The organism is Olleya sp. AS48 (assembly GCF_038900355.1).
Lineage (GTDB): Bacteria > Bacteroidota > Bacteroidia > Flavobacteriales > Flavobacteriaceae > Olleya.
In genome coordinates this window covers 55,603-80,702 of record NZ_JBBMRD010000003.1, presented here as the reverse complement: position 1 = coordinate 80,702, position 25,100 = coordinate 55,603, and the positions used below count along the sequence as shown (strand labels likewise).

The 25,100-nt window shown below is 32.4% G+C and carries 26 protein-coding genes; 2 read left to right on the top strand and 24 right to left on the bottom strand.

What is annotated here, in order from left to right; all coding sequences use genetic code 11:
• Nucleotides 1-5: 5 nt before the first annotated feature.
• The 15 genes from WNY60_RS05405 to WNY60_RS05335 form a co-directional block, all read right to left on the bottom strand.
• Nucleotides 6-716, bottom strand: a complete 711-nt coding sequence (locus tag WNY60_RS05405) for a polysaccharide biosynthesis/export family protein (RefSeq protein WP_342861736.1) — start codon at nt 714-716, stop codon at nt 6-8.
• A 476-nt stretch (nt 717-1,192) separates the two neighbouring features.
• Nucleotides 1,193-1,663 carry a dTDP-4-dehydrorhamnose 3,5-epimerase family protein gene (locus WNY60_RS05400; RefSeq protein WP_342861735.1) on the bottom strand — a complete coding sequence of 157 codons (471 nt, stop codon included), beginning with the start codon at nt 1,661-1,663 and terminating at the stop codon, nt 1,193-1,195.
• Nucleotides 1,638-2,834: a glycosyltransferase family 4 protein gene (locus WNY60_RS05395; RefSeq protein WP_342861734.1), complete on the bottom strand. Its 1,197-nt coding sequence runs from the start codon at nt 2,832-2,834 to the stop codon at nt 1,638-1,640. The genes WNY60_RS05400 and WNY60_RS05395 overlap by 26 nt, the downstream gene beginning before the upstream one ends.
• On the bottom strand, nt 2,834-3,709 hold the full coding sequence (locus WNY60_RS05390; protein ID WP_342861733.1) for an SDR family oxidoreductase: 876 nt from the start codon (nt 3,707-3,709) through the stop codon (nt 2,834-2,836). Before WNY60_RS05390 ends, WNY60_RS05395 begins: the two co-directional genes overlap by 1 nt.
• Nucleotides 3,697-4,830 (bottom strand): UDP-N-acetylglucosamine 2-epimerase (non-hydrolyzing), encoded by a 1,134-nt coding sequence (wecB, locus tag WNY60_RS05385; RefSeq protein WP_342861732.1) that lies wholly within the window; start codon nt 4,828-4,830, stop codon nt 3,697-3,699. Before wecB ends, WNY60_RS05390 begins: the two co-directional genes overlap by 13 nt.
• Nucleotides 4,815-5,837 carry a polysaccharide biosynthesis protein gene (locus WNY60_RS05380; RefSeq protein WP_339808659.1) on the bottom strand — a complete coding sequence of 341 codons (1,023 nt, stop codon included), beginning with the start codon at nt 5,835-5,837 and terminating at the stop codon, nt 4,815-4,817. Before WNY60_RS05380 ends, wecB begins: the two co-directional genes overlap by 16 nt.
• On the bottom strand, nt 5,837-6,985 hold the full coding sequence (locus WNY60_RS05375; protein WP_342861731.1) for a glycosyltransferase family 1 protein: 1,149 nt from the start codon (nt 6,983-6,985) through the stop codon (nt 5,837-5,839). Before WNY60_RS05375 ends, WNY60_RS05380 begins: the two co-directional genes overlap by 1 nt.
• Before the next feature lie 2 nt (nt 6,986-6,987).
• The gene (locus WNY60_RS05370; RefSeq protein ID WP_342861730.1) at nt 6,988-7,860 is read right to left on the bottom strand and encodes an ATP-grasp fold amidoligase family protein; all 873 of its coding nucleotides are present in this window, start codon (nt 7,858-7,860) and stop codon (nt 6,988-6,990) included.
• Between the two features lies 1 nt (nt 7,861).
• Nucleotides 7,862-8,722 carry a glycosyltransferase family 2 protein gene (locus WNY60_RS05365; protein WP_342861729.1) on the bottom strand — a complete coding sequence of 287 codons (861 nt, stop codon included), beginning with the start codon at nt 8,720-8,722 and terminating at the stop codon, nt 7,862-7,864.
• Nucleotides 8,706-9,932: an O-antigen polymerase gene (locus WNY60_RS05360; RefSeq protein WP_339808655.1), complete on the bottom strand. Its 1,227-nt coding sequence runs from the start codon at nt 9,930-9,932 to the stop codon at nt 8,706-8,708. The genes WNY60_RS05365 and WNY60_RS05360 overlap by 17 nt, the downstream gene beginning before the upstream one ends.
• Entirely contained in the window at nt 9,923-11,227 is a 1,305-nt protein-coding gene (locus WNY60_RS05355; RefSeq protein WP_342861728.1) for an oligosaccharide flippase family protein, read from the bottom strand. Before WNY60_RS05355 ends, WNY60_RS05360 begins: the two co-directional genes overlap by 10 nt.
• A gap of 46 nt (nt 11,228-11,273) precedes the next feature.
• Nucleotides 11,274-12,263 (bottom strand): SDR family oxidoreductase, encoded by a 990-nt coding sequence (locus WNY60_RS05350; protein WP_342861727.1) that lies wholly within the window; start codon nt 12,261-12,263, stop codon nt 11,274-11,276.
• A 39-nt stretch (nt 12,264-12,302) separates the two neighbouring features.
• A complete protein-coding gene (locus WNY60_RS05345) occupies nt 12,303-13,583 on the bottom strand; it encodes a nucleotide sugar dehydrogenase (protein ID WP_339808652.1) in 1,281 nt (426 codons plus the stop codon).
• Nucleotides 13,584-13,640: 57 nt separating this feature from the next.
• Nucleotides 13,641-14,783 (bottom strand): MraY family glycosyltransferase, encoded by a 1,143-nt coding sequence (locus WNY60_RS05340; RefSeq protein WP_342861726.1) that lies wholly within the window; start codon nt 14,781-14,783, stop codon nt 13,641-13,643.
• A gap of 354 nt (nt 14,784-15,137) precedes the next feature.
• Nucleotides 15,138-15,620, bottom strand: a complete 483-nt coding sequence (locus WNY60_RS05335; RefSeq protein ID WP_342861725.1) for a UpxY family transcription antiterminator — start codon at nt 15,618-15,620, stop codon at nt 15,138-15,140.
• A 183-nt stretch (nt 15,621-15,803) separates the two neighbouring features.
• On the opposite strand from WNY60_RS05335, the gene WNY60_RS05330 reads away from it, so the two are divergent.
• Entirely contained in the window at nt 15,804-16,700 is an 897-nt protein-coding gene (locus WNY60_RS05330; RefSeq protein WP_342861724.1) for a serine/threonine protein phosphatase, read from the top strand.
• Between the two features lie 198 nt (nt 16,701-16,898).
• On the opposite strand, the gene WNY60_RS05325 is transcribed toward WNY60_RS05330, so the two are convergent.
• The 8 genes from WNY60_RS05325 to trmB form a co-directional block, all read right to left on the bottom strand.
• Nucleotides 16,899-17,231 (bottom strand): 2Fe-2S iron-sulfur cluster-binding protein, encoded by a 333-nt coding sequence (locus WNY60_RS05325; RefSeq protein WP_145004093.1) that lies wholly within the window; start codon nt 17,229-17,231, stop codon nt 16,899-16,901.
• Nucleotides 17,232-17,498: 267 nt separating this feature from the next.
• A complete protein-coding gene (locus tag WNY60_RS05320; RefSeq protein WP_145004098.1) occupies nt 17,499-18,551 on the bottom strand; it encodes an NAD(P)/FAD-dependent oxidoreductase in 1,053 nt (350 codons plus the stop codon).
• A gap of 198 nt (nt 18,552-18,749) precedes the next feature.
• Entirely contained in the window at nt 18,750-18,986 is a 237-nt protein-coding gene (locus tag WNY60_RS05315) for a NifU family protein (protein ID WP_145004101.1), read from the bottom strand.
• Nucleotides 18,987-20,126, bottom strand: coding sequence for an Mrp/NBP35 family ATP-binding protein (locus tag WNY60_RS05310; protein ID WP_342861723.1), 1,140 nt, complete (start codon nt 20,124-20,126; stop codon nt 18,987-18,989).
• Nucleotides 20,127-20,309: 183 nt separating this feature from the next.
• Nucleotides 20,310-21,185 carry a hypothetical protein gene (locus tag WNY60_RS05305; RefSeq protein WP_342861722.1) on the bottom strand — a complete coding sequence of 292 codons (876 nt, stop codon included), beginning with the start codon at nt 21,183-21,185 and terminating at the stop codon, nt 20,310-20,312.
• A 19-nt stretch (nt 21,186-21,204) separates the two neighbouring features.
• Nucleotides 21,205-21,540 carry an MGMT family protein gene (locus tag WNY60_RS05300; protein WP_339808645.1) on the bottom strand — a complete coding sequence of 112 codons (336 nt, stop codon included), beginning with the start codon at nt 21,538-21,540 and terminating at the stop codon, nt 21,205-21,207.
• Nucleotides 21,541-21,544: 4 nt separating this feature from the next.
• Nucleotides 21,545-22,174, bottom strand: coding sequence for a LysE family transporter (locus WNY60_RS05295; RefSeq protein ID WP_145004112.1), 630 nt, complete (start codon nt 22,172-22,174; stop codon nt 21,545-21,547).
• A 3-nt stretch (nt 22,175-22,177) separates the two neighbouring features.
• Nucleotides 22,178-22,852: a tRNA (guanosine(46)-N7)-methyltransferase TrmB gene (gene trmB / locus WNY60_RS05290; protein ID WP_145004115.1), complete on the bottom strand. Its 675-nt coding sequence runs from the start codon at nt 22,850-22,852 to the stop codon at nt 22,178-22,180.
• 186 nt (nt 22,853-23,038) lie between these two features.
• Between trmB and WNY60_RS05285 the strand changes: the two genes are divergently transcribed.
• Nucleotides 23,039-24,094 carry a glycosyltransferase gene (locus WNY60_RS05285; protein WP_145004118.1) on the top strand — a complete coding sequence of 352 codons (1,056 nt, stop codon included), beginning with the start codon at nt 23,039-23,041 and terminating at the stop codon, nt 24,092-24,094.
• On the opposite strand, the gene WNY60_RS05280 is transcribed toward WNY60_RS05285, so the two are convergent.
• The gene (locus WNY60_RS05280; protein ID WP_342861720.1) at nt 24,063-25,037 is read right to left on the bottom strand and encodes an ATP-binding protein; all 975 of its coding nucleotides are present in this window, start codon (nt 25,035-25,037) and stop codon (nt 24,063-24,065) included. The two genes, WNY60_RS05285 and WNY60_RS05280, sit on opposite strands and share 32 nt — an antisense overlap.
• Between the last annotated feature and the right edge of the window lie 63 nt (nt 25,038-25,100).

Below are 25,100 nucleotides of genomic sequence, written 5' to 3'. Positions count from 1 at the left end.
TCTGCTTATCTAGTCAATAAAATTATGGCACTTAGGGTTACCGATGCAATTGCTACTATGGTTGTTACATTACCTACGTAACCTGCTGTTTTTACTTTAGCACGATTGGGTTGTACCACTAACACGTCGTTAGGTTTTAGTCGGTATTCTGGATTGTCCATCCAATTGGTAGTGGTTAAGTCTATGTGTGTGATTTTACGTGTCGCATCCACCTCTCTGATTAACAAAATATCGTTACGCTTTCCGTTAATAGTTAAATCTCCTGCATAACCTAACGCTTGTGGTACACTAATGTACTGCTCTGTAAAACTAAAGGTTCCAGGACGTTGGACTTCACCTAACACTGTCACTTTAGCATTAAGTAATCTAACGGTTACAATAGGATTAATTAAGTGACCACCATTTTCTAGTTGTGCCACAATTTGGCTTTCTAGTTGCGAGTTGGTAAGTTGTGTGGCTTTAATTTTTCCTAACACTGGTAAGGCTATAAACCCTTCTGGATTGACTAAATACCCTTGCAGTTTTAAAATATCTACACTATTATTAACAGCATTAGCATTTACGTTTTTGTTATACGGAATGGCTGCTTCTGGTATGGCAGCACTTATGGATACTGCTAATATATCGTTAGGCTGAATGGTGTTTTCTTGATACTGTACGTTAGTTTGGTTGTATTGGTTAGCATCCTGAAAGTATAAAATTTCTTTATTACTCACACAGCTGCTTAAGGATATAGCCATAACTACGACTGTGATGATTTTAACGAGATGCTGATTATATTTGGGTTGCATACTTATGATTACTATTAGCGATTATTATTTGTACCACTACTGGTTAGGTAGCTGTTTTTTTTTACGTCTGAACTGTAAAATGCGTGACGTTTTGTATTGGTTATTTTGTTTAACGTGTCAAAAATAGCACAAAATTATAAACTACCACTTTTTAGTGGATTAAAACCATGTTTTTTAAGCTTTTAATATGGCTGTTTTTTAAGCTTTTTAAGCCTATAATTTTAATACACTATCCATACACTATCTATACCTTTGCTATACTGTTACTATACCTATGCTATAAGGTTGCTTTTTTGATTCGTTTGGGTTGTGCTATTTGGGTTGTTTTTAGTTTTAATATTACACTAAACTACGCTTTAAAAATGCGATGTTTAAAATAAAGACATCTCATTACTATTAAATTATTTTACAGACCAATCCATCCATAAATCTTGATCAAAACGATACTGATCATTTTTAGCAGATTCTAAATCCTGGTCTGAAAACACGATTAATTCTGAGTTAGCTTCCAATGCTTTAAATCCATTAGCATGACCTTTAGGTACACAAAGCACTTGATTTTTATTGGCTTGTAAAATAAATACTTTGGGTTTACTATTGACGTCAGGTGTATTCCAATCTTTAATAGGCACAATTGCAATTACAAAACGTCCTTTAGTACATTTAAAATATTTTGCCTCAATTTTATGCGCTTGCCAAGCACGCACAACTGTTGTCGATGGATGCGTGATGGTATACATGCGTTTTATTGGTGACATATCAAAATCGTTTACAAAAGCTACCGTTCCGCGATGATCATTGTGTACTGCACCATCTATAATATAAGGTTGTAAGTGTTTAACATCTTTAGTCATTCCAAAATAATTTTTCAAGAGTCTGCTTTGTTTTTATTTCGTCAAAACTATCGTTTAATAAAGACATCGAATTATTTGATAATTGCTGAATTTTGTTGTCAGGATATTGTAATAATTCTAAAAAACCTTTTTCGATAGCTTCGATACCACTTGGATCAGCTGAAACACCTAAATCATACTGAGACACCAATTGTGCTACCTCTCCTTTCATGACTGCATAAATTGGCTTTTTAGCAGTTAAATACGTTTGGAATTTAGATGGAATCATAATTTCATACAACGGAACATCTACCAATGAAATTAATAACACATCGCTAGCTGCAAAATAATTAGGCATTTTAGTGACCGGTTTTCTACCTGTAAAATTAACGTTGGTGATTTGCTCTGTATTGCAAATTGCTTTTAATTCTTCTAAAAAAGAACCATCACCAATAATATTTAAATAGGCGTTTTTATGTGTTGCACTTACTGCTTTAAAAGCACGTACCACTTTATCTAAATTTTGCACTTTACCAATATTTCCAGCAAAGGTAAAATTAAAACCTTCTGGCAATGTTTCTTTTTCTGTTGAAAACCCATCAATTAATGGCCAATTAGGAATCCAATGTATTGGTTTTGGCTTTTTAAGCAACGCTTCAATTTTACTTTTAAATCCTTTACAGGAGATTAAAATTGTGTCGCATCCCGAATAAATAAACCGCACAATTTTAGTTAAAACATAGTTAGTTAATTTGGTCTTTTTTAAGCCATATGCATAAATAGTATCTGGCCACAAATCTTGTGACCACATGGTTATTTTGTATTTAAATAACGGTTTTAATAATACTGGAGCCATACCGTTTGTTAGAGGTCCTGTTTGATAAATAAAAACTTTTTCAAACCGACGTCCAATACTTAATAGTATCCAAAAACTAAAAAACATATAATTAATGTAGTTTAATAGCTTTATAAGTAAACTATTTTGATAACCTGGTATTACTAAAAAGCGATGTACAATTGCTGACTTATAATTACTTTTGCTATAGATGCGATTTTTGTAACCATCCAAAACTTCCCCATAAGGATAGGATGGATTTCTAGTTAAAATTTCAAGCTCATATCCTTGCTCCAACCAACTGTCCACCAAATTGTTAATTATAAAATCTTCGGGAAAGAAGACCTCTGTAATTATTAAGGCTTTCTTAGACATTAAAACTTATAATTTTGAGAATACATGTTTTTATTTGCTTCCATATTTTCGTGCATTTCTTTAAACATTACTTTATAAGTAGGCACGACATAATTAAAATCTTTGCGCTCTGACTTTAAGCTTTTATCCACTTTTTTACCCTCAAAAGGATCAACAATTAAAGCTTCACGATTAAAAACAATTTTAAATAATTTAAGCATTTCAAACTTAGAAATAGCTATACCATTGGTTAGATTAATCACTCCTCTAACATCTTGATTAATCGCTTCTAAAATAGCTTTGGATAATTCTAAAGTAGTTACTCCACCCCAAAAAGCTTCAGTATACCCTTTTATTGTGCCACTTTGCTTTAAAAACCAATGTAACAACCCTTCGCCTTCCGCTTTTATTTCAGGACCTATAATAGACGTCCTTATAGTCAACGACTCTTGACCAAATAATTCGCCAAGCGCTTTGCTGCGTCCATAAACATCATCTGCATCTCTAAAATCTGACTCTACATAACCACCTTTAGCTCCAGAAAACACACAATCTGTACTGACGTGAATTACACGAGCGTTATTTTTTTGTGCTATTGCAGATAATTCATGTGGTAAATAGGCATTGATGTAAATAGCATTAGCAGGATTATTAGTCGATCCTTTTATTAAAACACCAATACAGTTTACAATAATATCTGGATTAGTTTGTTGTATTACCTCAGCTAATTTGTGCTTATCCGTAACATCGCAAATAATGGAATCTGGCGTCAACTTATTTCTATAGACTACATCTAATATAGTGTGATTGGTATCTTTTTTTAGGGTATTGTAAAGCACATGACCTAACATACCTGTTGCGCCTAATACAAGTATTTTTTTGTTTACTTTTTCCATACTGTTCGATTAATATAATCTGTGTAAGATAAAATGATACGTAACACTTTTTTAGACACGTTATCCGTAGTATAATCTTCTACAATGCGTATGACGTTGTTATTTTCTTGATGTTGGCTTACCACAACATTAATAGCTTCCATAACACGATTTTTGTGCAAGCCTGACATTATTAATGTGCCTTCGTCCATACCTTCTGGACGCTCATGCGCTTGCCTAATTGTAATTGCAGGAAATCCTAAAATTGACGCTTCTTCAGTAATTGTACCACTATCCGAAATAACACAAAAAGCTTCTTTCTGCAATTTGATGTAATCTAAAAAACCAAAAGGTTTCATAAAACGAATGTTGCTATTATTGTTAACAAAATCCATTGCCTCTAATTTTTTTCTAGTTCTAGGATGCGTGGATACAATAACTGTTTTGTTATATTTTTCTTGAATAGCACTTAATGTCTCTAAAAGGTTTTTAAAATTTTCTTCAGAGTCTACATTTTCTTCACGATGTGTACTTACAATAAAATAGGCACCTTTTTCTAATCCCTCGTCTGTAAGTACAGTCGATTTTTCTATCCCATTTTTATGATGAAGTAAAACCTCACGCATTGGTGATCCTGTTTTAATAATGGTTTCTGGTGCAATCCCTTCGTTTTCTAAATATTTTCTAGCATGCTCAGATAAAGGCATGTTAATATCACTTAAATGGTCTACTATTTTGCGGTTAATCTCTTCTGGTACACGTTGGTCAAAACATCTATTTCCTGCTTCCATATGGAATATTGGAATTTTTCTGCGTTTTGCCGAAATCACTGACATACAACTATTAGTATCACCATATAACAACACAGCATCTGGTTTGTGTTGTTCAAAAGCACCATCCGACGCTATAATTACCTGTCCAATGGTTTCTGCTGCATTACTACCTGCTGCATTTAAAAACATATCAGGTTTACGTATGCCTAATTGCTCAAAAAATATCTCGTTTAATTCGTAGTCATAATTTTGTCCTGTGTGGACTAAAACATGTTCAGTATGTTTATCTAGCTCTGCAATAACACGACTTAATTTAATTATCTCTGGACGTGTCCCTACAATAGTCATTACTTTTATTTTTCCTTCCATGCTGCTATTTCGTCTTTAATTAAGTCTAAGGTTAATAATAAGGCTTTAGTTTCTTCCACAGTTAAACGTTGTGTATTATGCGAGTTATAATCCTCAACCGTTGCTGTTTTTACATCACCTTCTTCAAAATACTGTGCATAATTTAAATCCCGATTATCTGCTGGTATTTGATAAAATCCTGGTAAATCAATAGCTTTAACCATTTCTTCACGCGTACAAAGGGTTTCGTACAATTTTTCGCCATGACGTGTACCAATAATTTTTATTTGGCTGTCACTTTCAAACAATTCTATTAATGCTTTAGCTAAAACCTCAATAGTTGCTGCAGGTGCTTTTTGCACAAATAAGTCACCTTGTTTGGCATTTTTGTATGCAAACAATACCAAATCTACTGCATCCTCTAAAGACATTAAATAACGTGTCATGTTAGGATCTGTAATAGTTATTGGCTGACCTGCTTTTATTTGTTCTATAAATAACGGAATTACCGATCCACGTGATGCCATTACATTACCATAACGTGTTAAGCAAATTGTGGTGTCCTCTTCTGCTACATTACGCGACTCTGCAACAGCTACTTTTTCCATTAAAGCTTTAGACATACCCATTGCATTAATAGGATAGGCTGCTTTATCTGTGCTTAGGCAAATTACTTTTTTTACGTTATTAGCTATAGCTGCTTTTAATACATTTTCTGTACCAAGTACATTTGTGCGTGTCGCCTCAATAGGAAAAAACTCGCAGGATGGTACTTGTTTTAAGGCTGCTGCCTGAAACACATAATCTACACCACGCATTGCGCTTGCAATACTGTTATAGTTACGCACGTCTCCTATATAAAATTTTACTTTTGGATTATTAAGTCTAACACGCATATCGTGTTGTTTTTTTTCATCACGAGAAAAAATACGAATTTCTTTAATATCAGTATCTAAAAAGCGATTTAGTACTGCGTTACCAAAAGACCCTGTACCTCCTGTGATTAATAGCGTTTTGTTTTTGAACATTATTTATGATTTAAATACACTTGGTTTATAAAACTAATGGTTTGTTTAGCTGTTTTATCCCAAGAGTAATTTTTAATTTCTTTTAAATTATTATTAGCCATTTGTTCTCTTTCTTTTGGTTTTGAAAGAAAATCGATAATTGCATCTTCAATAGATTTCACTTCCTTTGGATTGAAATAAAAACCATTTTCTTTTAAAAATTCAGGCATTGGCTGTTTATTGCTGCATACAATAGGTACTCCAGAAGCCATAGATTCCATTAAAATATTTGGCATATTCTCGCAATTTGAAGCAAAAATAATACCTGATGCTTTTTTATACTCCTCTGCTATTTCAGCATATGGAATATGTCCTTTATTTATAACAAATTGATTCTCTGGATCTACCGCTTTAATGGTTTGCATTAATAATTTACCTGCTGGCTTAAAAATAACACCACCTACCAAAGTCAATGTAACTGGATATCCTTTTTTTCTTAAATTGGAAATTGCTTGCACTACATACCACTGATTTTTGTACACATGTACTGTAGACACATATAAAAAATTGAATGGTTTATTTAAGCTATACTCCGTTATTGCTTGCTGCACTTTAACCTCTCCTTTAAATTGAGGAGAGACACCATGCGGAATTATTATTTGTTTCTTTTTATCAATATTTAAAACGTTGTTAGCGTATTGTTTGGCATAATTTGATATAAAAATAATACCAGAAGCATTATTAAAACAACGTTGTTGTTTTTTAAAGTTTAACCAAAAACGTATAACTTCTTTAGGTTTTTTTATTTCGCGCCAAATATCACGTTCATATAGTAGCATATTTCTGGACATTCCTACTATAGGCTTAAATCCTCCTGTATAATCTCCAGTTAACGAAAACAATATATCACAATGTTTTTTTATTTCTTGATCATAATTTAGCATTTGAAATTTTACACGTTGCACAAGACCTTGATTTAATTCTGGAAAACTAACCTTAGTTAAAAAACTATAATCGCCAATCTCTTTTAAGACTTTATCCGAACTAAATACAACAATAGCTTTAACATCCATTAATTGATTGGATGTTGCAATAGATTTTAATATTTCTGTCAGATGAGTAATCCCACCTCCTCCTCCTATATTGGAAGCGTCAATGCCTAGTCTCATAATTACAATTTTAGTTGATTGCCCAAAATAACATCATATTGTATTGGCCTAATGGGACCACAACCTCCTTCAGGATGAAATGTTATTTCTCCAAAATAAACTTCGTTATTATGATCATAAAAATCTACACGAACAAAAGGCAATCTATCTCTAAGATCTTCTGCTATTAATTTTACTAACCTGACCATTAATTCTAAATGTTTTGGTTGTTTTATTATTCTGGAGCAATTTGGGTATAGAATCTTAAAATCAACTTTTACCCAATCTAAGTCGTAAAAATTTCTAGTATGATTAGTATCTCTATCTATATCAACTTGAATATATTTTGGCTCTCCATTAAAACAAAAAAACTTATAATCCAATAATGGATTACCAACTGTATTATGGAGATATTTTTCAATAACAATTTTATTTTTAATGCCTTTATATTGCCACTCGCCAAATACAGAATAGTCAATTTTCAACCATTTCTCTAATTCCTTTTTTACTTCTTCAATATCAACTTGATTTATATCTTTTACCAAAAAATTATTCCCTGAAGATTGATTAGCTTTTATAGCACACTGTTTCGGTAAAGCTTTAAAATTTATATCATTAACATCGTCATAAACTCCAATTAACGGAATTAAATATTTATCACCAATTATCTTAGTTATATAATTACGCACCTCATATTTATCTACAAGTAAATGTGCATCCTTAAACCTGTTTTTTAATTTTAGGAAAATTATTTTTTCATTAAATGTCTTTGGATTTTTTAAATCAAGGTTTTTAGGAAAAAACAAATGTCTTAAGTGCAGGTAGTAATTACTTATCTTAAAAAAAGACATATCACTTAATCTTTTTCTAAGAAAATTAATTATTTCAAGTTTCATATTAATGTGAATTGATTTTAAATATTTTATTAATCTTTAGTTTACTAACATATAATAACAGTTTCAAGTAATTGTAATTGACAAAGCCAAATAAAATAAATTTTATTTTATTTGGTTTACCCAAACCATAACTACTATGCTTTACTACCTTATGCCAATTTATTGCTGAAGCAGGCATCGTAGATTTAAAATAATTATAAACCTTTAAGAAACCTTTAATTCTTAATGGCTTCGAATTTGTGATTTTAATATTGCTTTGCTGATAATACAATTCTATAGAGTTGGTCTGAATAAATTCTCTTGTAGGATTGTCATTTCTCAAACACAAATAAAAGTAATAGTCTTGTGCAGATTCCAACCCTATCCAAAAATAAGACTCTTTTATATATTCTTTCTTTATGCATGAAAAGCTAAACCCTCCAAAAAAATTTCGATAGTCTAAAAAGTGTTTATTTGAATTACCATGAATTACACCTCCTAACGTACCATCTTGATAAAACACTCTAGCATCAGAAGTTACTAAAATTGCATTATTATTGGCTTCTAATAAATTAACTTGGTTTTCAATTTTAGACTCAACCCAATAATCATCATCATCCAAAAATGAAATATATTTTCCAGTAGCATTTTGAAAACCTAGTAGTCTAGCTGCATTGGCTCCTCCTAAATTTGAATTAAAAAGCTTAACATTAAACTGTTCTAATATTGTTTCTAATTTATTATTATCTGCTTCGTAATCATTTACAACTATAATTTCAATATTATTATACGTTTGTTTTTGAACAGATTTAATTGCTTTTATTAAATCTATATTTCTGTTATAAGTAGTTATCACTACGGAAACTTTATGCTTTTTTTCCATAAACAAGGCTTTCTATTAAAACTAATAGGACTATAAAGATTACATAGGCGTTGGCAGACGGGAAATAAAATTTATTGTAAAATAAACCCATTAATAAAAACTGAGTATATACGATATAAATCAAATAACTTGATGGTATTAATTTTTTAACTTTTGATAAAAAGCTAACAACAGTTACAAATAGTGAACAAACTATTAATGTACCTATAGCACCAAAATCTATCCATAATTCCTTTAAATAATATGCAAAGTAAAAATGCTTTTTACCATTACTTGCTATTTGCCATTGTACATTTTCTTTTTCCTTTTTAAGCTGGTTACTTCCTATAAAACTCCTATATATATAAGGAAAATTATAAAGACCATAAGTATGATCAATATCCATATTATAATAGTCATTAGCATTTCTTAATTGCTGTCCACCATAATCCAGTAAACTTAAAACTACCGGATTTAAGTTTTCATTTCCATAATAATAATTACTATCCGTAAACCTACTAGAGGAAAGTTTTAGAAATAAAAACAAAAACAGAATTCCAAAAATCAAAAATATTCTGTGAAATTTTTTCTTTATTTTGGCAGATAATTCTTTTTTAAACAGCAAATAATAGAATAAAAATGATATCATCCAAAAAACGAAACCATCTCTACCAAAAACACTAGACACCCAAAAAACATAACTAAAACTCGCAAATAAGACTATCATACCTAGTACTTTTTTGTTCTTCTTAATCAAATCAAAAAACAAAAAAATATTTATGTGAAAAGAAAAACTAATAGTTGCAAAAAAAGAATAAATAAAACCTTTAGATTCATTTCCTTCTAATTGATGCTCAAGCCTAGCATCTCCCAAATTTGGAGTTTGCAAAAATTTAATAAAATCTACTAAATATAAAAATGTAGAAATAATGGAAAGAAAAACAATAATTTTAAGAATTAAGCTATCATAAATTAGAGGCTTTTTTGAACCAGAAATTTCTACCAAATCGAAAGAAGATAATGATTTAAATGAAAGTAACATAGTAGCAACTATAAAAATCATATTCATATAATTCCACTCATCTTTATAGTATTTAAAATCTAAGAATTCTAAAAAAAAGCCTAAAAGTAATGATATACAATATATAGAAACTATAATCTTTGTTGCAGATGATTTAAGTGCAACTTTATGATAAAAAAAAAGAAAAAATATAATAGTTACTAAATGCAATTTGATTTGTTTTTAAAATTAAATCCAAGTAAGTTTTTTTTATGATTTGAATAAATCATTAGAAAAAACACCCATAATTCTACAAAAACAGCTAACCAAGACATACTCTTTAACGAGACAAAATTTAACCAATACAATAAAAAAGCACCTGTACAATAAAATATAGTTGTACTTGAAATTATTTTAGTGAATAGCTTATTATAACCAAAAACAATTAATCTTGAAGTTCCTAAAAACTGATTAAAAGCGACAATAATTGCAGCAACTGATAATACACGCATTGCATATTTAGCCTCCACCATCTCTCTATCACCAATTAATTGTATTATTTGATCACTAAAAATCAAGACTAAAATCACAAGAATCAGAGTAACACCTGATGCAATAAACATCGTTTTATTTATTAGTTTAATATTTTTTTCCTTAGCTAGCAAAGGAAAAGTTGCTTGTGTAAACATTGCTGCTGGGATTTTCAAAACCCTCAATACTTTTTCACCTAAATCGTAAAAAGCAGTATAACTCATCCCTAATAAAGTACCAATAATTATTTTATTAGCATTAACATATATTTGTTTAGATGCTACAGAAACAAAAATAACTAAACTACTTTTAAATTGAGATTTAATCAAATAGTACTCTTGCTTTATAAATTTCACCTTCTCTTTATAAATAATTACATACATAGCAATGAGACCACCAAACAAAGCTCCAATACCATTAAGTAATGGTACATACAAGTAGTCTTGTTTATTTTTAACTAAGAGGAATATTAAAATTGTAAAAAAAGTTTTTATAATTAAATTTATGATAGTAATGTACTTCATTTTCTCAATACCTTGAAAAAACCATTGAGGAAATAAAAATTCATTAAAAGTAATTAAGTATGTAAAGATATAAAGTCGCCAATCTCCTTCTAAAACAGAAAAATAAAGTAACACTATGAGTATTAATAGAGAAAAAATCCACAAGAAAAATTTTATTATTAATACTGATGAAACTATCCCACTTAATTTATTCAAATCACCTACATTTTCAGCAATATCTTTGGTTGCAGTAATATTAAACCCAAAATTAATTAACATTGAAAAGTACAACGTTATAGCTTGAGCAAAAATAATTAACCCATACAAATCGGCTCCTAAAACCCTTAATAAATATGGGTAAATAATCAATGGAAGTACAATTAATAAAATTTGGAATAGTGATAAATAACTGAGGTTATATATTACTGTTTTATATTTAATTATTGCACTATTTATACGTTGAATTACTTTATTATTAAATCCAAAAATCATTTTTATTTCTTCATTAAAAAAAATTAAAAAAGTAAAATATATTTAATTACAAATTCTCCCAATACCAACCTACTGCTTCTTCAATCCCTTGAGCAATACCATGCGTTGGATTATAATCTAACAAGCGTTTTGCTTTATCTACTGATGCTAACGAATGTGGTATGTCTCCTTTTCGGTTTGGACCATGTACAATATTAACTTGGGCAATTTTAGGATCGTATTTAGACAAGTATTTTTTTAGTAAGTCTGTTAATTGCACTAAAGTGGTACGGTCTCCAACTGCTGTATTATAAACTTGATTAAGTGCCTGTTTGTTTTGGGTTGAAATGGCAAGCAAATTCATTTGTACTACATTATCAATGTAAGTAAAATCACGAGAGTAACTTCCGTCTCCATTAATTACTGGACTTTCGTGTTTTATTAACTGCTTTACAAATAATGGGATGACTGCTGCGTAGGCTCCGTTTGGATCTTGACGTCTACCAAAGACATTAAAATAACGTAGTCCTATGGTATTTAATCCGTAGGTTGTAAAAAAGTTTTCTGCATATAGCTCGTTTACATATTTTGTGATGGCGTATGGTGATAAGGGTTTACCAATGGTTTCTTCTACTTTAGGTAAGGCTTCGTGGTCTCCATAAGTGGATGAGCTTGCAGCATAAATAAAGCGTTTTACTTTGGCGTCTCTTGCTGCTACTAGCATGTTTAAAAATCCAGACACATTAACTGCATTACTTGTAATTGGGTCTGCGATGGATCTTGGTACAGATCCTAATGCTGCTTGATGCAATACAAAGTCTTGATCCTTGCAGGCTGTATTACACACTTCTAAATCGCGAATATCGCCTGTTATTAGTGTAAAATTAGGATTGCTTAAAAAGGGTGTAATATTGTGTTGGTGTCCTGTTGCAAAATTGTCTAAACAGGTCACTTTAACCTCTAAATTTAATAAGGCTTGACATAGGTTAGATCCTATAAACCCTGCACCTCCTGTTACTAATACTTTTTTATTTTTTAATTGTGTAAATGACTCCATATTTGGGTTTTACTGAACTATAAGTTTTTATTTGGGGTGTTACAGTCTTCCGTCTGCCTGTTTTAATACACCTTTTACATCATACACAATAGCTTTTGGTGCTTTTAAGGATTGTAAATCTAAGTCTAAAAACTGTTTGTGTGGTACTGCTAAAACTACTGCGTCAAATACTGCTGTAGGTTTGTGTTGTGTTGTTGTTAATTGGTACTCGTGTTGTACTTGCTCAGGCGACGCTAATGGATCGTAGATGGTTACGGTTATGCCATAACTTTGTAAACTACGGACTACATCTACAACTTTGGTATTACGTACGTCTGGACAGTTTTCTTTAAACGTAAATCCTAATACTACGATGTTTGCTCCTTTGACTTTAACATCATTATTTAGCATTAACTTTACTATTTGTGAGGACACATATTCTCCCATGGAGTCGTTAAGTCGTCTTCCTGCTAATATAATTTCGGGATGATAGCCTACTTCTTGTGCTTTTTGAGCCAGATAATAAGGGTCTACACCAATACAGTGTCCACCAACTAATCCTGGTTTAAAGGGTAGAAAATTCCATTTTGTGGCTGCTGCTTCTAATACATCGTTTGTATTAATATCTAAACGATTGAAGATTTTAGCAAGTTCGTTAACAAACGCAATATTAATATCACGTTGCGCGTTTTCAATCACTTTTGCAGCTTCTGCTACTTTTATACAAGGTGCTAAATGTGTACCTGCTGTAATAACACTGCTGTACAATTTGTCTATTTGCTGCCCAACGTCTGGCGTTGAACCAGAGGTTACTTTTAAAATTTTATCTACAGTATGCTCTTTATCTCCTGGATTAATACGTTCTGGTGAGTAGCCTGCAAAAAAATCTGTATTAAATTTTAAACCACTTGTGGCTTCTAATACTGGAATGCAAACTTCCTCTGTTGCTCCTGGATATACCGTAGATTCATAGACTACAATGTCTCCTTTTTTTAATACGCGTCCAACGGTCTCACTAGCCTTAACTAAAGGTGTTAAATCTGGTCTATTATTTTTGTCTACTGGTGTAGGAACTGTTATAATATAATGTGTCGCGCTTGCTAAATGTGCTTGATCTGTTGTGCAATACAAGCCTTGATCTTTTTGATTAAGTTGGTCTGGACTAGTTACTACCACTGCTTTTAATGTTGCCTGATCAATTTCTAGCGTACTGTCTGTACCTTGTTGTAGCTCTGAAACACGAGCAGAATTAATATCAAATCCTATGACCTTATATTTTGTAGCAAATAATCTTGCTAATGGTAATCCTACATAACCTAAACCTATAATAGCTATTGTCATTTTATATATATACTTATTATCTTAATTTATCTTTTTTATAGTTTCTTCCTTTTTTTTTTACAAGGTAGGAACAACCCATTTAACTTTACCTGATTTTACTTTTAAAATAAAAGGAAATAGTAATAACACAATTCCAGCAGGTAATATTATAAAAAAGGCTTTATTTATTGGTAAATCCCTAAGTAAAATTGCTAAACCAGTTATTATAATTGTATATAATCCAATAATTAGTGTCGCATATTTATGTTTTAAACCTAAGTCCACCAAACGATGATGGATGTGATTACGGTCTGGCGAAAATGGGCTGCGCTTGTTAATTATCCTGATAAAAAACACACGTAAGGTATCAAATAATGGATACGACACTAAAGCTAGTACTATTACTGGAGCATTTTTAAACACAATTAACTGTGACTCGCGTGCACCAATACTTAAATATGTTACGACTTCTAAAGCTAACAAAAAGCCAACTATTAATGACCCTGTGTCACCCAAAAATATTTTACGGTGTCTGGAAAAATTAAAGACTAAAAAGCCTATTAAAGCGCCTACTAAAGACAAACAAACTAAACTATAAAAAAAGTGATTGGTCAGGTAAAATACTATGGACATATAACCAGAGATTAAAACGCCTAGCACTCCTGCTAAACCGTCTATACCATCAACCAAATTATAGGCATTTATTAAAAGAACAATAACAAACACAGAAAAAATTATGGAATAAGTTATTGGAATATCATGCGTCCCAAATAAACCTAAAAAGGAATCTATATGCATGTTTGCACCTAAAACATAAATGGCAGCAACCACTAATTGATATCCTAATTTTCGGACTGCCGAAAGTTTCATGATATCATCAAAAATACCTATCAATAATAACGCTAATATTAACGCATTAAATATTAACAAATCAATTAGCTGGCTGTAATTAGCAAATAATATTGCTGTTACATTTATAGGTAATATCATACCAGTAAATACACCAATACCACCAAGTGTAGGCACAATCCCTTTATGAGAGGTCCTGTCGTTTGGTGATGCGGTTAAATTTTTGGCTTTACTAATGGCTACTACTTTTGGTGTAACAACCATGGTGGCACAAATAGCAAATAGTGTAGTACAGACCGCTACAGGAAACTTGTAGTGGTTTAACAAGGCGGTTATTTCCTCGTGATTACTAGGTAGGTTATCTAAAATCATATTAATAGCGATTGCCAAATTGGTACAAAAATGGTTAAGTATAATAGGTACCAAACGTGGCTACGCCCTTACTTGTCACATGGCAAGTTGCTATTATACTGCGATACATTGTGTAAAAACAACTTGTTTTTACGTCATGAACACGACCTTAAACCTTAACTAAATGGTTTTTTAAAACATAAATATTATTGCGCCTAGCTAATTAAAACATTGCTGTTTAGATTAGTCAGTCACATAATACTTTGGAATTTAGTTATTTAAGCCATGTAGGAGATGTCATGATTATTTTCCCTTTTGTTGTTATATAATTACGATTTGGTGAGAACCGTAACACTGTATAAAACTGTTTTTTTATTACTGATTAAGTTGCAATTTTACAACAAATCCAACAGACTTCAAAACTACCCAAACATTATTTTTTGTGGTTTTTACTATTAATCCTTCTTGATTTTCTATGCCAAAATCTACCAAAGGTAGCGTTTCGCCAGGCGTTATAGCGTCCACACTATGCGACTGAATATCAAGGTTTTTTAAATTATTTTTCAGGTAATTGATTTCTTCTTCTTTGACAATTCCGGGTTTACCTTGGTCGTATAAGTAGTTTACGGTTCCTGGCAAATCAAATACTGAATTACGGTGCTCATCTGCAGCATTTACAAAAATGATACGAGGTAACAATGGGACTTTTATTTTTTTCTTACGGTCGCTCCATACACGAATTTCAGTGCGAATTGGACAAAACGCTTGGACGTCGATATCCCACTTATTTATAAGGGTTTCGACCTTATTTTCGTGATTTCGTTTAACGTATAATACGTACCAATTCTTATTCTGCATTATTATTTTTTTGGAACTCAAACAAAAGTACTGTTTATATTTTAATTTGGTTTTTTCGCTTGGATTTGAAGGGTAAGCTCCTGAAACCAGTTACTAATGAAGTGGTGGGTAGTTATTTGATTGGGTTTGGTTTTGATATTTTAATTAAAATAAATCCTATCTTGCTTCTAGAAAAAGTATACTATGTTTTCAGCAAAAAAGAAATTGGATCGTGCTTATAACAACGCTAAAGTTATTGGGTTTGATGACGCCTCTAAGTTTATACTATTTAGTGATTGTCATCGTGGTGATAATAGTTTTGCTGATGATTTTGCTAATAACCGAAACATTTATTACCATGCCTTAAAACATTATTATGTCCAAGGTTTTGACTATGCCGAATTAGGTGATGGTGATGAGTTGTGGGAAAACATATCGTTTGAGTCCATCCTTTATGCTCATAAAAACGTGTATGGCTTGATGCAACTGTTTCATAAACAAAACCGCTTGCATATGATTTGGGGAAATCATGATATGGTATATCGCGATCCTGACTATGTTAAGAAAAATTTACATTCTTTTTTTGACCCTAAAATTGGCGCTGATGTAGAACTGTTTGGTGATATTGAATACCACGAAGCTATAATTTTAAAACATAAAGACACGCAACAAGAGGTGTTTTTAACGCATGGTCATCAAGCGGATTGGTGGAATTATACCTTCTGGAAATGGAGTCGGTTTATGGTACGCGTCCTTTGGAAACCTTTAAATGTTATGGGTATTGCAGATCCCACTAGTCCTGCAAAAAACTATAAGGAATTAATTAAAGTCGAACGTCGTACCAAAAAATGGATTACTGAAAACAATAATATGATTACTGTTGTTGGTCATACACACAGACCACGTTTTCCGGAACCTGGTGATGTGGCTTTTTTTAATGATGGTAGTTGTGTGCATCCCAGAAGTATTACTGGTATTGAGATTGAAAATGGCGCGATTTCTTTGATTAAATGGCAAATTGCTACTAAAGAAGATGGTACGTTACAAATTGTGCGTGTTTTGTTGGAAGGTCCTAGACGTTTGTTAGATTATAGCGATTAGGTTTTGCTGTTTTTTTGAAACTGATTCTGTAATTATACAGATTGTATTGCTTTTTATATGTAGAAAGCTAATATTAAACAGATTGCTTCACTATGTTCGCAATGACGTGACCATTAGAATTTACTTTGTCAAGGCTACTTATATTGTAAGGTAGATTGCTTCACTATGTTCGCAACGACGTGTGGGCTGAAATTTGGATTATTCTTCAGGAGCTAATTGGACTTCCAGACCTTCTAGGTCTGGTGTCATTTGTATTTGACAACCTAATCTTGAATTATCTTTGACGTTAAATGCTTCGCTAAGCATCGCTTCTTCATCGTCTTGCATTTCTGGAAGCATTGTATCACTTAACACGTAACATTGACAACTTGCACACATTGCCATACCACCACAGATTCCGATAGTACCTTCTGGAGCCAGCTCGTAACTGCGGACTACTTCCATAAGGTTCATTGCCATGTCTGTTGGTGCAAGCACTTCATGTGTTACACCATCTCTGTCTGTTATTTTTATGTTTATGTCTTGTTCCATGAGGAGAAGTAATTAGTGATTAGTTGTTACTTTATAGTCGTTAGTATTTTCAATAAGAATGTTAGTTTCTGTCTCTTTTAAACAATGTAATCTAATGGATAAATATAACATCGAGCGGACTTCGCTATTTGATCCTTAAAAGAGAAATCTTTATTATCTTGAAATGCTTTGTAGATCTGTATCGTTAAATCCTGCGACTTTTGCCAAACTAGTAAGTCTTCAAATTTTTGTACTGCCATTCCCTCATTACTTATTACTATTTACTGACTACTGAATCGATTTTACCACTGCTTTTGGTGCTTCTTTACGTGTACCATCAAAACCATCTACTCCGCTTACTGTGGTATATTTTAATACATAGCGTTTTCCTGGATTAATAATTTGATACGCTGATTGACACATTAATGTTGCTTCGTGAAAACCACATAAAATTAATTTTAATTTCCCTGGATAGGTATTAACATCTCCAATAGCAAAAATACCAGGAATGTTAGTTTGGTAATCCAAACTATTATCCACCTTGATTGCATTTTTTTCTATCTCTAAACCCCAATCTGCAATTGGTCCTAATTTTGGTGACAATCCAAAAAGTGGTACAAAATGATCACATTCTTTTTTAAAAGTTTTGGCATCTTGTTTTATAGTAATAGCCTCTACTTTATTAGTCCCTTCTACTCCAATAACCTCAGCTGGTGTGATTAAATTAATCTTACCTGCATTTTTTAATTCTTGTACTTTTTCTACTGAATCTAAATGCCCTCTAAACTCGTTTCGTCTATGGATTAAGGTTACTTCTGAAGCGATATCGCTTAGGTAAATACTCCAATCTAAAGCTGAATCTCCTCCACCTGCAATGACTACTTTTTTATCTCTATAAAACTCAGGTTCTTTGATAATGTATTCAACCCCTTTGTCTTCGTAATTAGCTAGATTATCAATAATAGGTTTACGAGGCTCAAAACTACCTAATCCACCTGCTATTGCCACTACAGGAGCGTGATGTTTTGTACCTTTATTAGTGGTTACTATAAAGGTTCCATCCTCTTGCTTGTCAATCGTTTCTGCACGCTCGCCAAGTGTAAAACCTGGTTCAAATTGCTTGCATTGCTCCATTAACTTATGCGTTAAATCTCCTGCAAGAATTTCTGGATAGGCTGGAATATCATAAATAGGTTTTTTAGGATATATCTCTGAGCATTGTCCACCTGGTTGTGGCAATGCGTCTATTAAATGACATTTTAATTTTAATAATCCTGCTTCAAACACAGCAAAAAGACCAGTTGGTCCTGCTCCTATTATTAGTATGTCTGTTTTAATCATTATTTTTTCTTTTCAAATTTACCTTTAGCCTTTACTTATGACTTTAAGTGTACTTGACAAAAGTAAAACAAGATTTGGTTTTGTTTTATGACTTTTGTTAGCTTTTTAACTGCATTAAGGATGGCGTACTTTGACTACGCTCAACACTTACCCACTTTGTGAGCGCCTGACCTTTGTGATAACGCCAAAACTTATGTTTTACGCCACGTTGATTACACGTTCGATTTGTGGTGCGTACTTTTTGATAGTCATCTCTACACCTGACTTAAGCGTCATTTGGTTGACACTACATGAGGTACAAGCACCTTGTAATTGTACTTTAACTTCGTTATTCTCGATAGATAAAAGCGCTATATCTCCTCCATCACTTTGTAAAAAAGGACGAATTTCTTCTAATGCTTTTTCTACGTTTAATTTTAGTTCTTGTGTTGTCATTTATTTTTTATTAACTGCAGAACATCCTGCCATAGTGGTAATTTTGATAGCTTCTGTCGCTGGAAGATTATCGTTTCTGTCCACTACTTGCTGCACTACGTTTTGTGTTATTGTTTCAAATGCTTTTTCTAGAGGTGTTCCGGTTTGCATTGCTGCTGGACGACCAACGTCTCCTGCTTCGCGTATGCTTTGCACTAATGGTAACGCTCCTAATAAAGGCACTTGTAAATCTTCGGCTAGGTGTTTAGCACCTTCTTTACCAAAGATATAGTATTTATTATCTGGTAATTCAGCTGGTGTAAAGTAAGCCATGTTTTCTATAATTCCTAAAACTGGTACGTTAATACTGTCTTGTTGGAACATTGCAACTCCTTTTTTAGCATCTGCTAAAGCGACGTTTTGTGGTGTACTAACCACTACTGCACCTGTTATTGGTAGTGATTGCATGATGCTTAAGTGGATATCTCCTGTTCCTGGTGGTAAGTCAATTAGTAAAAAGTCTAATTCTCCCCAAGCTGCATCAAAAATCATTTGGTTTAATGCTTTTGCTGCCATAGGTCCACGCCATACAACTGCTTGATCTGGTTTTGTAAAAAACCCGATTGATAATATTTTGACTCCGTAGTTTTCTACAGGTTTCATTTTTGATTTACCATCTACTGTTGTCGATAATGGACGTTCTAGCTCTACATCAAACATGATTGGCATTGATGGTCCGTAAATATCGGCATCTAACACACCCACTTTAAAGCCCATTTTTGCTAACGTTACTGCTAGGTTTGCTGTTACTGTAGATTTACCTACACCACCTTTTCCAGAAGCTACTGCTACTATGTTTTGTATTCCAGGAATGTGTTTTCCTTTGATGACGTTTGGTGCTGATTTTTCTGGTGCATCCACTTTAATATTAACCTTTATCTTAGCTTTTTCATACACTAGTTTGTGAATGGCTTGTAAGATTTCGACCTCAGTTTTTTTACGCGCTTGTAAAGCTGGGTTTTTTATTGTTATGTCTACAATAACCTCGTCTGCAAAAGTTACTACGTTTGTTATTGCTCCGCTTTCTACCATATTTTGACCTTCTCCTGGTACTGTTATAGTTTCTAACGCTTTAAGTATGTCTTGTTTATTTAATTTCATAATTATTTAGAAAAAAAAGAGTAAATTATAGCTTGAAGACTATGCCTACAGCTTATAATAATCCACTCTGGATAATTGTTAACTAATTCAGAATGATTCTAAAATGCAAAGATACTACATAAACCTTGAAGAATGAAGCGCTTGGTTTGTTGTTTTTTATGGTTTGATAAGGAAAATTTATAACTAAAAATCCAAGAATATTAACTTCTTTTTAATGCTATGAGTTTGATTGGTCGTATCTGAAAACCATGTATTTCTATCGTTTACAGCTTGAATGGTATCAAATTGAGAATAATTAATCGAACCATTAAATTGGTTAGAATAATACAATTTTTGATCGTTCAGTACTTTGACACGCAGCTTGGTTTTATAATCGCCTGAGTATTTAAGCATGGACGACACCATAACATGTTTTGGCTTTAGCTGGTAATATTCAAAATCACTTATACAAATCCTTCTAGGCACCTTATTATATTCAATTGGTTTCCATTGGTTGTTTTTATCCAATGCTTCAACTACTATATACAATTCTCCGTTAATAACAGATGGTACTATTACTCTATTATTATCCGATTGATTATAAATAAATACTGGAAGGGTATTGTAATGCTTTTTTAACCTTTGCTTATTTTTAATCTTATTTTTTTCCATGACTTCTAAAAAAACACTATCACGATAAACCTTATCATATTCTTGAGATTCTGGAATATAAAATGAAGGTGGAGGTGGTGGTGATAGCTCCGAAATATTTATTTCATGGGTGTGAAAATTAGCATTGTTCACGTCTACATACACTATTAAACTGTCGTTTTTAAATCCTTGCTGAGCGTTAATAAAATCATCTTGATTATTATCTTTTTTAAGCGAAAAATCTAAAGTATCCAAAACATTGACACCATAAATTAGATGATTAGCTTCCATCATAACTTTAGAATCCACTTGAATAATAGTATCGTAGGCTGCTGTTATTAAAACGGGTTGATTAAATGGTTTTTTATGATTACAAGATGTAACCACAAAGATTAGCAAGATTACATTAAAAAGGGTGTAGTACTTCATGCTAAAAACGTATCAAAAATTATTCCGAAAGTAATACAGAAGGATCCCAAAATAGGGTTTCAAAATTTTGGATTTGGTTATCTACAACCTCAATACCTTCGCTTTCTAGTAATTGCTGCATAAGGTTAGTCCCATCAAAATGATGTTTACCAGTTAGTAATCCCTTACGGTTTACCACTCTGTGTGCAGGCACCTCTTTATTATGTGACCCATTCATAGCATAACCTACCATTCTGGCTCCACGAGTTGCGCCTAAAAAATTAGCTATAGCTCCATAACTTGTCACACGACCATACGGAATTTGTCGTGCCACCTCATACACTTTATCAAAAAAATTAAGTGTTTCGGGTTTCATAGTTTTAAAAGTCTTTTATAATATTTATTAGTGTTACAATTGCAATTATACCTGTAATTGAACCTATAATGTAGTTCATGTTTTTTTGTGACTTTAGCTTTTTGCTTTTTATCTTTTTTAAAAAAAACACATAAATATACAACATCACAAACGTACCAGATGCTGCTCCAGCAACATAGGACGCAATATTTGGGTTGTCTAATGTTATCCAACCTAAACTAGCCAAAGTTATACTCATATATGCTTGATACGGAATTGGAAACACATTTAATGCTGACAACACCATACCATAAAAAAACTGACTGCGTTTACTTTTACGATCGGCTTCTACTTCTGGTTTTGGATCCTTGGTAGCTAATAAAAAAAAGTAAACCGTTATTAAAACAAATAATACAAATGCTACTTGTTGTAATATCCTAACTACCTCAGAATGTTTACTTAAATAGCGCGCAAAAATAACCGCTATTAATGTTTGTATAACTACAATAACACAAACCCCTAACGAGAATACTAAGCCACGACTATACCCTTCTTTTATACTAATTTTTGCTGCTGTCATGTTAAGCAATCCTGGAGGGATTACACCAACAAGTGCAATTAATAAGCTTACAAAAAAGGTAATTGTTAAATTCAATAGTTAGTTAATTTTAAATCTAATATACGTAATTGGTTTGTTTTGTTCTAAATAGATGCTTTCATAGTGTGTTTGGATGCTAGTTACTTCTTCTGGGCTTCCGTCTTGTCTATACACATCGTTATTAGAATGTAATACCTCATGACCTTCACCATGTAGTAACCCTAATGTGTAACCATGCATGAACTCTGAATCTGTTTTAAGATTCATGATTCCGTCTGGTTTTAAAATAGTTTTGTAACGTTTTAAAAACTGCGAATTAGTCATGCGGTGTTTTGTACGCTTATATTTTATTTGTGGATCTGGAAAGGTAATCCAGATTTCGTCTACTTCGTTTTCTGCAAAAACAGACTCGACCAACTCAATTTGTGTGCGTATAAAGGCAACGTTAGGCATGTTATTTTCGGTAGCAGTTTTGGCTCCTCTCCAAAAACGTGCACCTTTAATATCTATACCAATAAAGTTTTTGTTTGGAAACTTTTCTGCTAAAGCCACACTATATTCTCCTTTACCACAACCTAGCTCTAACACTAATGGGTTGTTGTTTTTAAAGACATTTTTATTCCAATTTCCTTTATGCTCGTAAACCTGGTCTACTAATTGACTTCTAGTTGGCTGAAACACATTATCAAAGGTTTCATTTTCTCTAAATCTTTTTTGCTTGTTCTTGCTACCCACTTCTTAACTATTTGTTATTTCTGGCGTAAAATTAAGGAAATATACCTAAGTAACTTTATGATTATCTTTGATTTTGACATTTTACTGCGTTAAGGATGGAAGTGGCATCCTTTTTTTGCTGCCATAAATGGCAAAAAAAGATATAACGGACAGCCTGACCCTTGTGGTAACGCCCAAATTTTTATAATGAAAAAAAGAATTCTTGTTGCACCTTTAAATTGGGGAATTGGTCATGCGACGCGATGCATACCTATTATTAACGCCTTGATTGAAGCGGGTTTTGAGCCTATTATTGCTAGTGATGGTCAAGCGTTAGATTTGCTTAAAAAAGAATTTGAGAGTGTGACGTGCCTTACATTACCTGCTTATAATGTTACGTATGCCAAATCTAAAACATGGTTTAAATGGTTAATGCTTTGGCAATTACCTAAAATTAAAAAAGCGATAAAAAAAGAACATCGCGCGACACAAAAAATTATTACGGACTATAATATTAAGGGTATTATATCTGATAATAGAATGGGTGTTTTGTCCAAAACGGTACCTTCTGTATTTATAACGCACCAATTAAATGTGTTAAGTGGAAGCACTACTAAATTAAGTACTTATTTTCATGATCACTATTTAAAGGCTTTTGATGAATGTTGGATTCCGGATTTTGAAAACCAACCTAATTTAAGCGGAAACCTTGGTCATAATTTTAAAAACAAAGGTTTAAACATAAAGTACATTGGTCCTTTAAGTCGGTTAGAAAAAATTAAGGTTAAGCCGAAGTATGATATCATGGTTTTGTTGTCTGGACCAGAGCCACAACGCACTATATTAGAAGAAAAACTACTATCTGATTTAATTAACTATAAAGGAAAGGTGATGTTTGTTAGAGGAAAAATTGAAACAGAACAGACAGTTATGTTGGAATCTCCTTTTACGATTTACAATTTTATGCAAACCGAAGAATTGCAACAGGCACTTAATAAAAGTGAACTTGTGGTGTCTAGATCTGGTTATACAACTATTATGGATTTGGCCAAGTTGGGTAAACAAGCGTTTTTTATACCAACACCTGGACAATTTGAGCAAGAGTATTTAGCTGACTATTTAAACAACCAAGGGATTATTGCTAGTTGTAGTCAGGAAGATTTTACTTTAAAACAATTGGAACGTGTGACTGCCTATTCTGGTTTTAAGGCTTTTAATAACACGATTGATTTTAAGGGGTTGTTTTTGCTTTTTCAAGGGTAAAAGAAAACTCGCTACCAATATTAAACTCGCTTTCCACATAAATTTTTTCGTCGTGTGCCTCAATAATATGCTTAACAATTGCTAGTCCAAGACCAGAACCACCTTCTTTACGTGATCCACTTTTATCGACTCTGTAAAAACGCTCAAACAATCTAGAGATGTGTTTTTTCTCAATCCCTTCTCCATTGTCTGTTACTCTAACAATGACTTTGTTTTTAATTAGTTTTTCTATACTAATTTCGGTCGTTCCTTTTTCGCGTCCATATTTAATAGAATTTACAATCAAGTTGGTCAAAACTTGTTGTATACGCTCTTCATCGCCTTTTACCATTATTGGATACTTGTAATCCATATCAAAGGTTAAGGTAATTTTTTTCTTGGCTGCCTTCATTTCTAAAAGCTCAAAAACGCTTTGCACTAGCGCCACAATATCAAAAGTATCGACGTTTAGACTTAAATCTCCAACTTCAAGTTTGGTTATCATGTCTAAATCCTTAACAATATAGATTAGTCGCTCCACACCTTTATTGGCTCTTTCTAAATATTTTTCAGCTACATTTTTGTCATTGATAGCACCATCTAACAATGTTTCTAGATAGCCTTGTACTGTAAATAATGGTGTTTTAAGCTCATGGGAAATATTACCCATAAACTCCTTACGGTATTCTTCTCTTACTTTAAGTGTTTCAATTTCTAGCTTTTTGTTTTTAGCATATTGGTCTATCTGTTTGGTCAGCGTAGCCATGTCTGTAGTGATGCTTTTTTTACTAAAACTAACTGCTTCTAAAAGGGTAAGATCTTTGTAAATTTTGTTAATACGTTTATAGATAAATTTTTCTACCCTAAACTGTGTTATTAAAAACGAGACGCTAAAGGTTGCGAAAGCAAAAAGCACCAATTGTCCTACGTCCACAATATAAAACGTATATAAAAACAAACCCATAAAAAGGGTTAAGAAGATTGTTATTAAAAACGAGGTTTTTAATGCAAACTTGTAAGTCTTTTT

Excerpts from the sequence above, each read along its gene's own strand:
- WNY60_RS05395 (WP_342861734.1), bottom strand. The coding sequence starts at position 2,834 with ATGTCTAAGAAAGCCTTAATAATTACAGAGGTCTTCTTTCCCGAAGAT.
- WNY60_RS05390 (WP_342861733.1), bottom strand. The coding sequence starts at position 3,709 with ATGGAAAAAGTAAACAAAAAAATACTTGTATTAGGCGCAACAGGTATG.
- wecB (WP_342861732.1), bottom strand. The coding sequence starts at position 4,830 with ATGGAAGGAAAAATAAAAGTAATGACTATTGTAGGGACACGTCCAGAG.
- WNY60_RS05380 (WP_339808659.1), bottom strand. The coding sequence starts at position 5,837 with ATGTTCAAAAACAAAACGCTATTAATCACAGGAGGTACAGGGTCTTTT.
- WNY60_RS05375 (WP_342861731.1), bottom strand. The coding sequence starts at position 6,985 with ATGAGACTAGGCATTGACGCTTCCAATATAGGAGGAGGAGGTGGGATT.
- WNY60_RS05370 (WP_342861730.1), bottom strand. The coding sequence starts at position 7,860 with ATGAAACTTGAAATAATTAATTTTCTTAGAAAAAGATTAAGTGATATG.
- WNY60_RS05365 (WP_342861729.1), bottom strand. The coding sequence starts at position 8,722 with ATGGAAAAAAAGCATAAAGTTTCCGTAGTGATAACTACTTATAACAGA.
- WNY60_RS05355 (WP_342861728.1), bottom strand. The coding sequence starts at position 11,227 with ATGATTTTTGGATTTAATAATAAAGTAATTCAACGTATAAATAGTGCA.
- WNY60_RS05350 (WP_342861727.1), bottom strand. The coding sequence starts at position 12,263 with ATGGAGTCATTTACACAATTAAAAAATAAAAAAGTATTAGTAACAGGA.
- WNY60_RS05345 (WP_339808652.1), bottom strand. The coding sequence starts at position 13,583 with ATGACAATAGCTATTATAGGTTTAGGTTATGTAGGATTACCATTAGCA.
- WNY60_RS05340 (WP_342861726.1), bottom strand. The coding sequence starts at position 14,783 with ATGATTTTAGATAACCTACCTAGTAATCACGAGGAAATAACCGCCTTG.
- WNY60_RS05335 (WP_342861725.1), bottom strand. The coding sequence starts at position 15,620 with ATGCAGAATAAGAATTGGTACGTATTATACGTTAAACGAAATCACGAA.
- WNY60_RS05330 (WP_342861724.1), top strand. The coding sequence starts at position 15,804 with ATGTTTTCAGCAAAAAAGAAATTGGATCGTGCTTATAACAACGCTAAA.
- WNY60_RS05325 (WP_145004093.1), bottom strand. The coding sequence starts at position 17,231 with ATGGAACAAGACATAAACATAAAAATAACAGACAGAGATGGTGTAACA.
- WNY60_RS05320 (WP_145004098.1), bottom strand. The coding sequence starts at position 18,551 with ATGATTAAAACAGACATACTAATAATAGGAGCAGGACCAACTGGTCTT.
- WNY60_RS05315 (WP_145004101.1), bottom strand. The coding sequence starts at position 18,986 with ATGACAACACAAGAACTAAAATTAAACGTAGAAAAAGCATTAGAAGAA.
- WNY60_RS05310 (WP_342861723.1), bottom strand. The coding sequence starts at position 20,126 with ATGAAATTAAATAAACAAGACATACTTAAAGCGTTAGAAACTATAACA.
- WNY60_RS05305 (WP_342861722.1), bottom strand. The coding sequence starts at position 21,185 with ATGAAGTACTACACCCTTTTTAATGTAATCTTGCTAATCTTTGTGGTT.
- WNY60_RS05300 (WP_339808645.1), bottom strand. The coding sequence starts at position 21,540 with ATGAAACCCGAAACACTTAATTTTTTTGATAAAGTGTATGAGGTGGCA.
- WNY60_RS05285 (WP_145004118.1), top strand. The coding sequence starts at position 23,039 with ATGAAAAAAAGAATTCTTGTTGCACCTTTAAATTGGGGAATTGGTCAT.
- WNY60_RS05280 (WP_342861720.1), bottom strand. The coding sequence starts at position 25,037 with ATGGGTTTGTTTTTATATACGTTTTATATTGTGGACGTAGGACAATTG.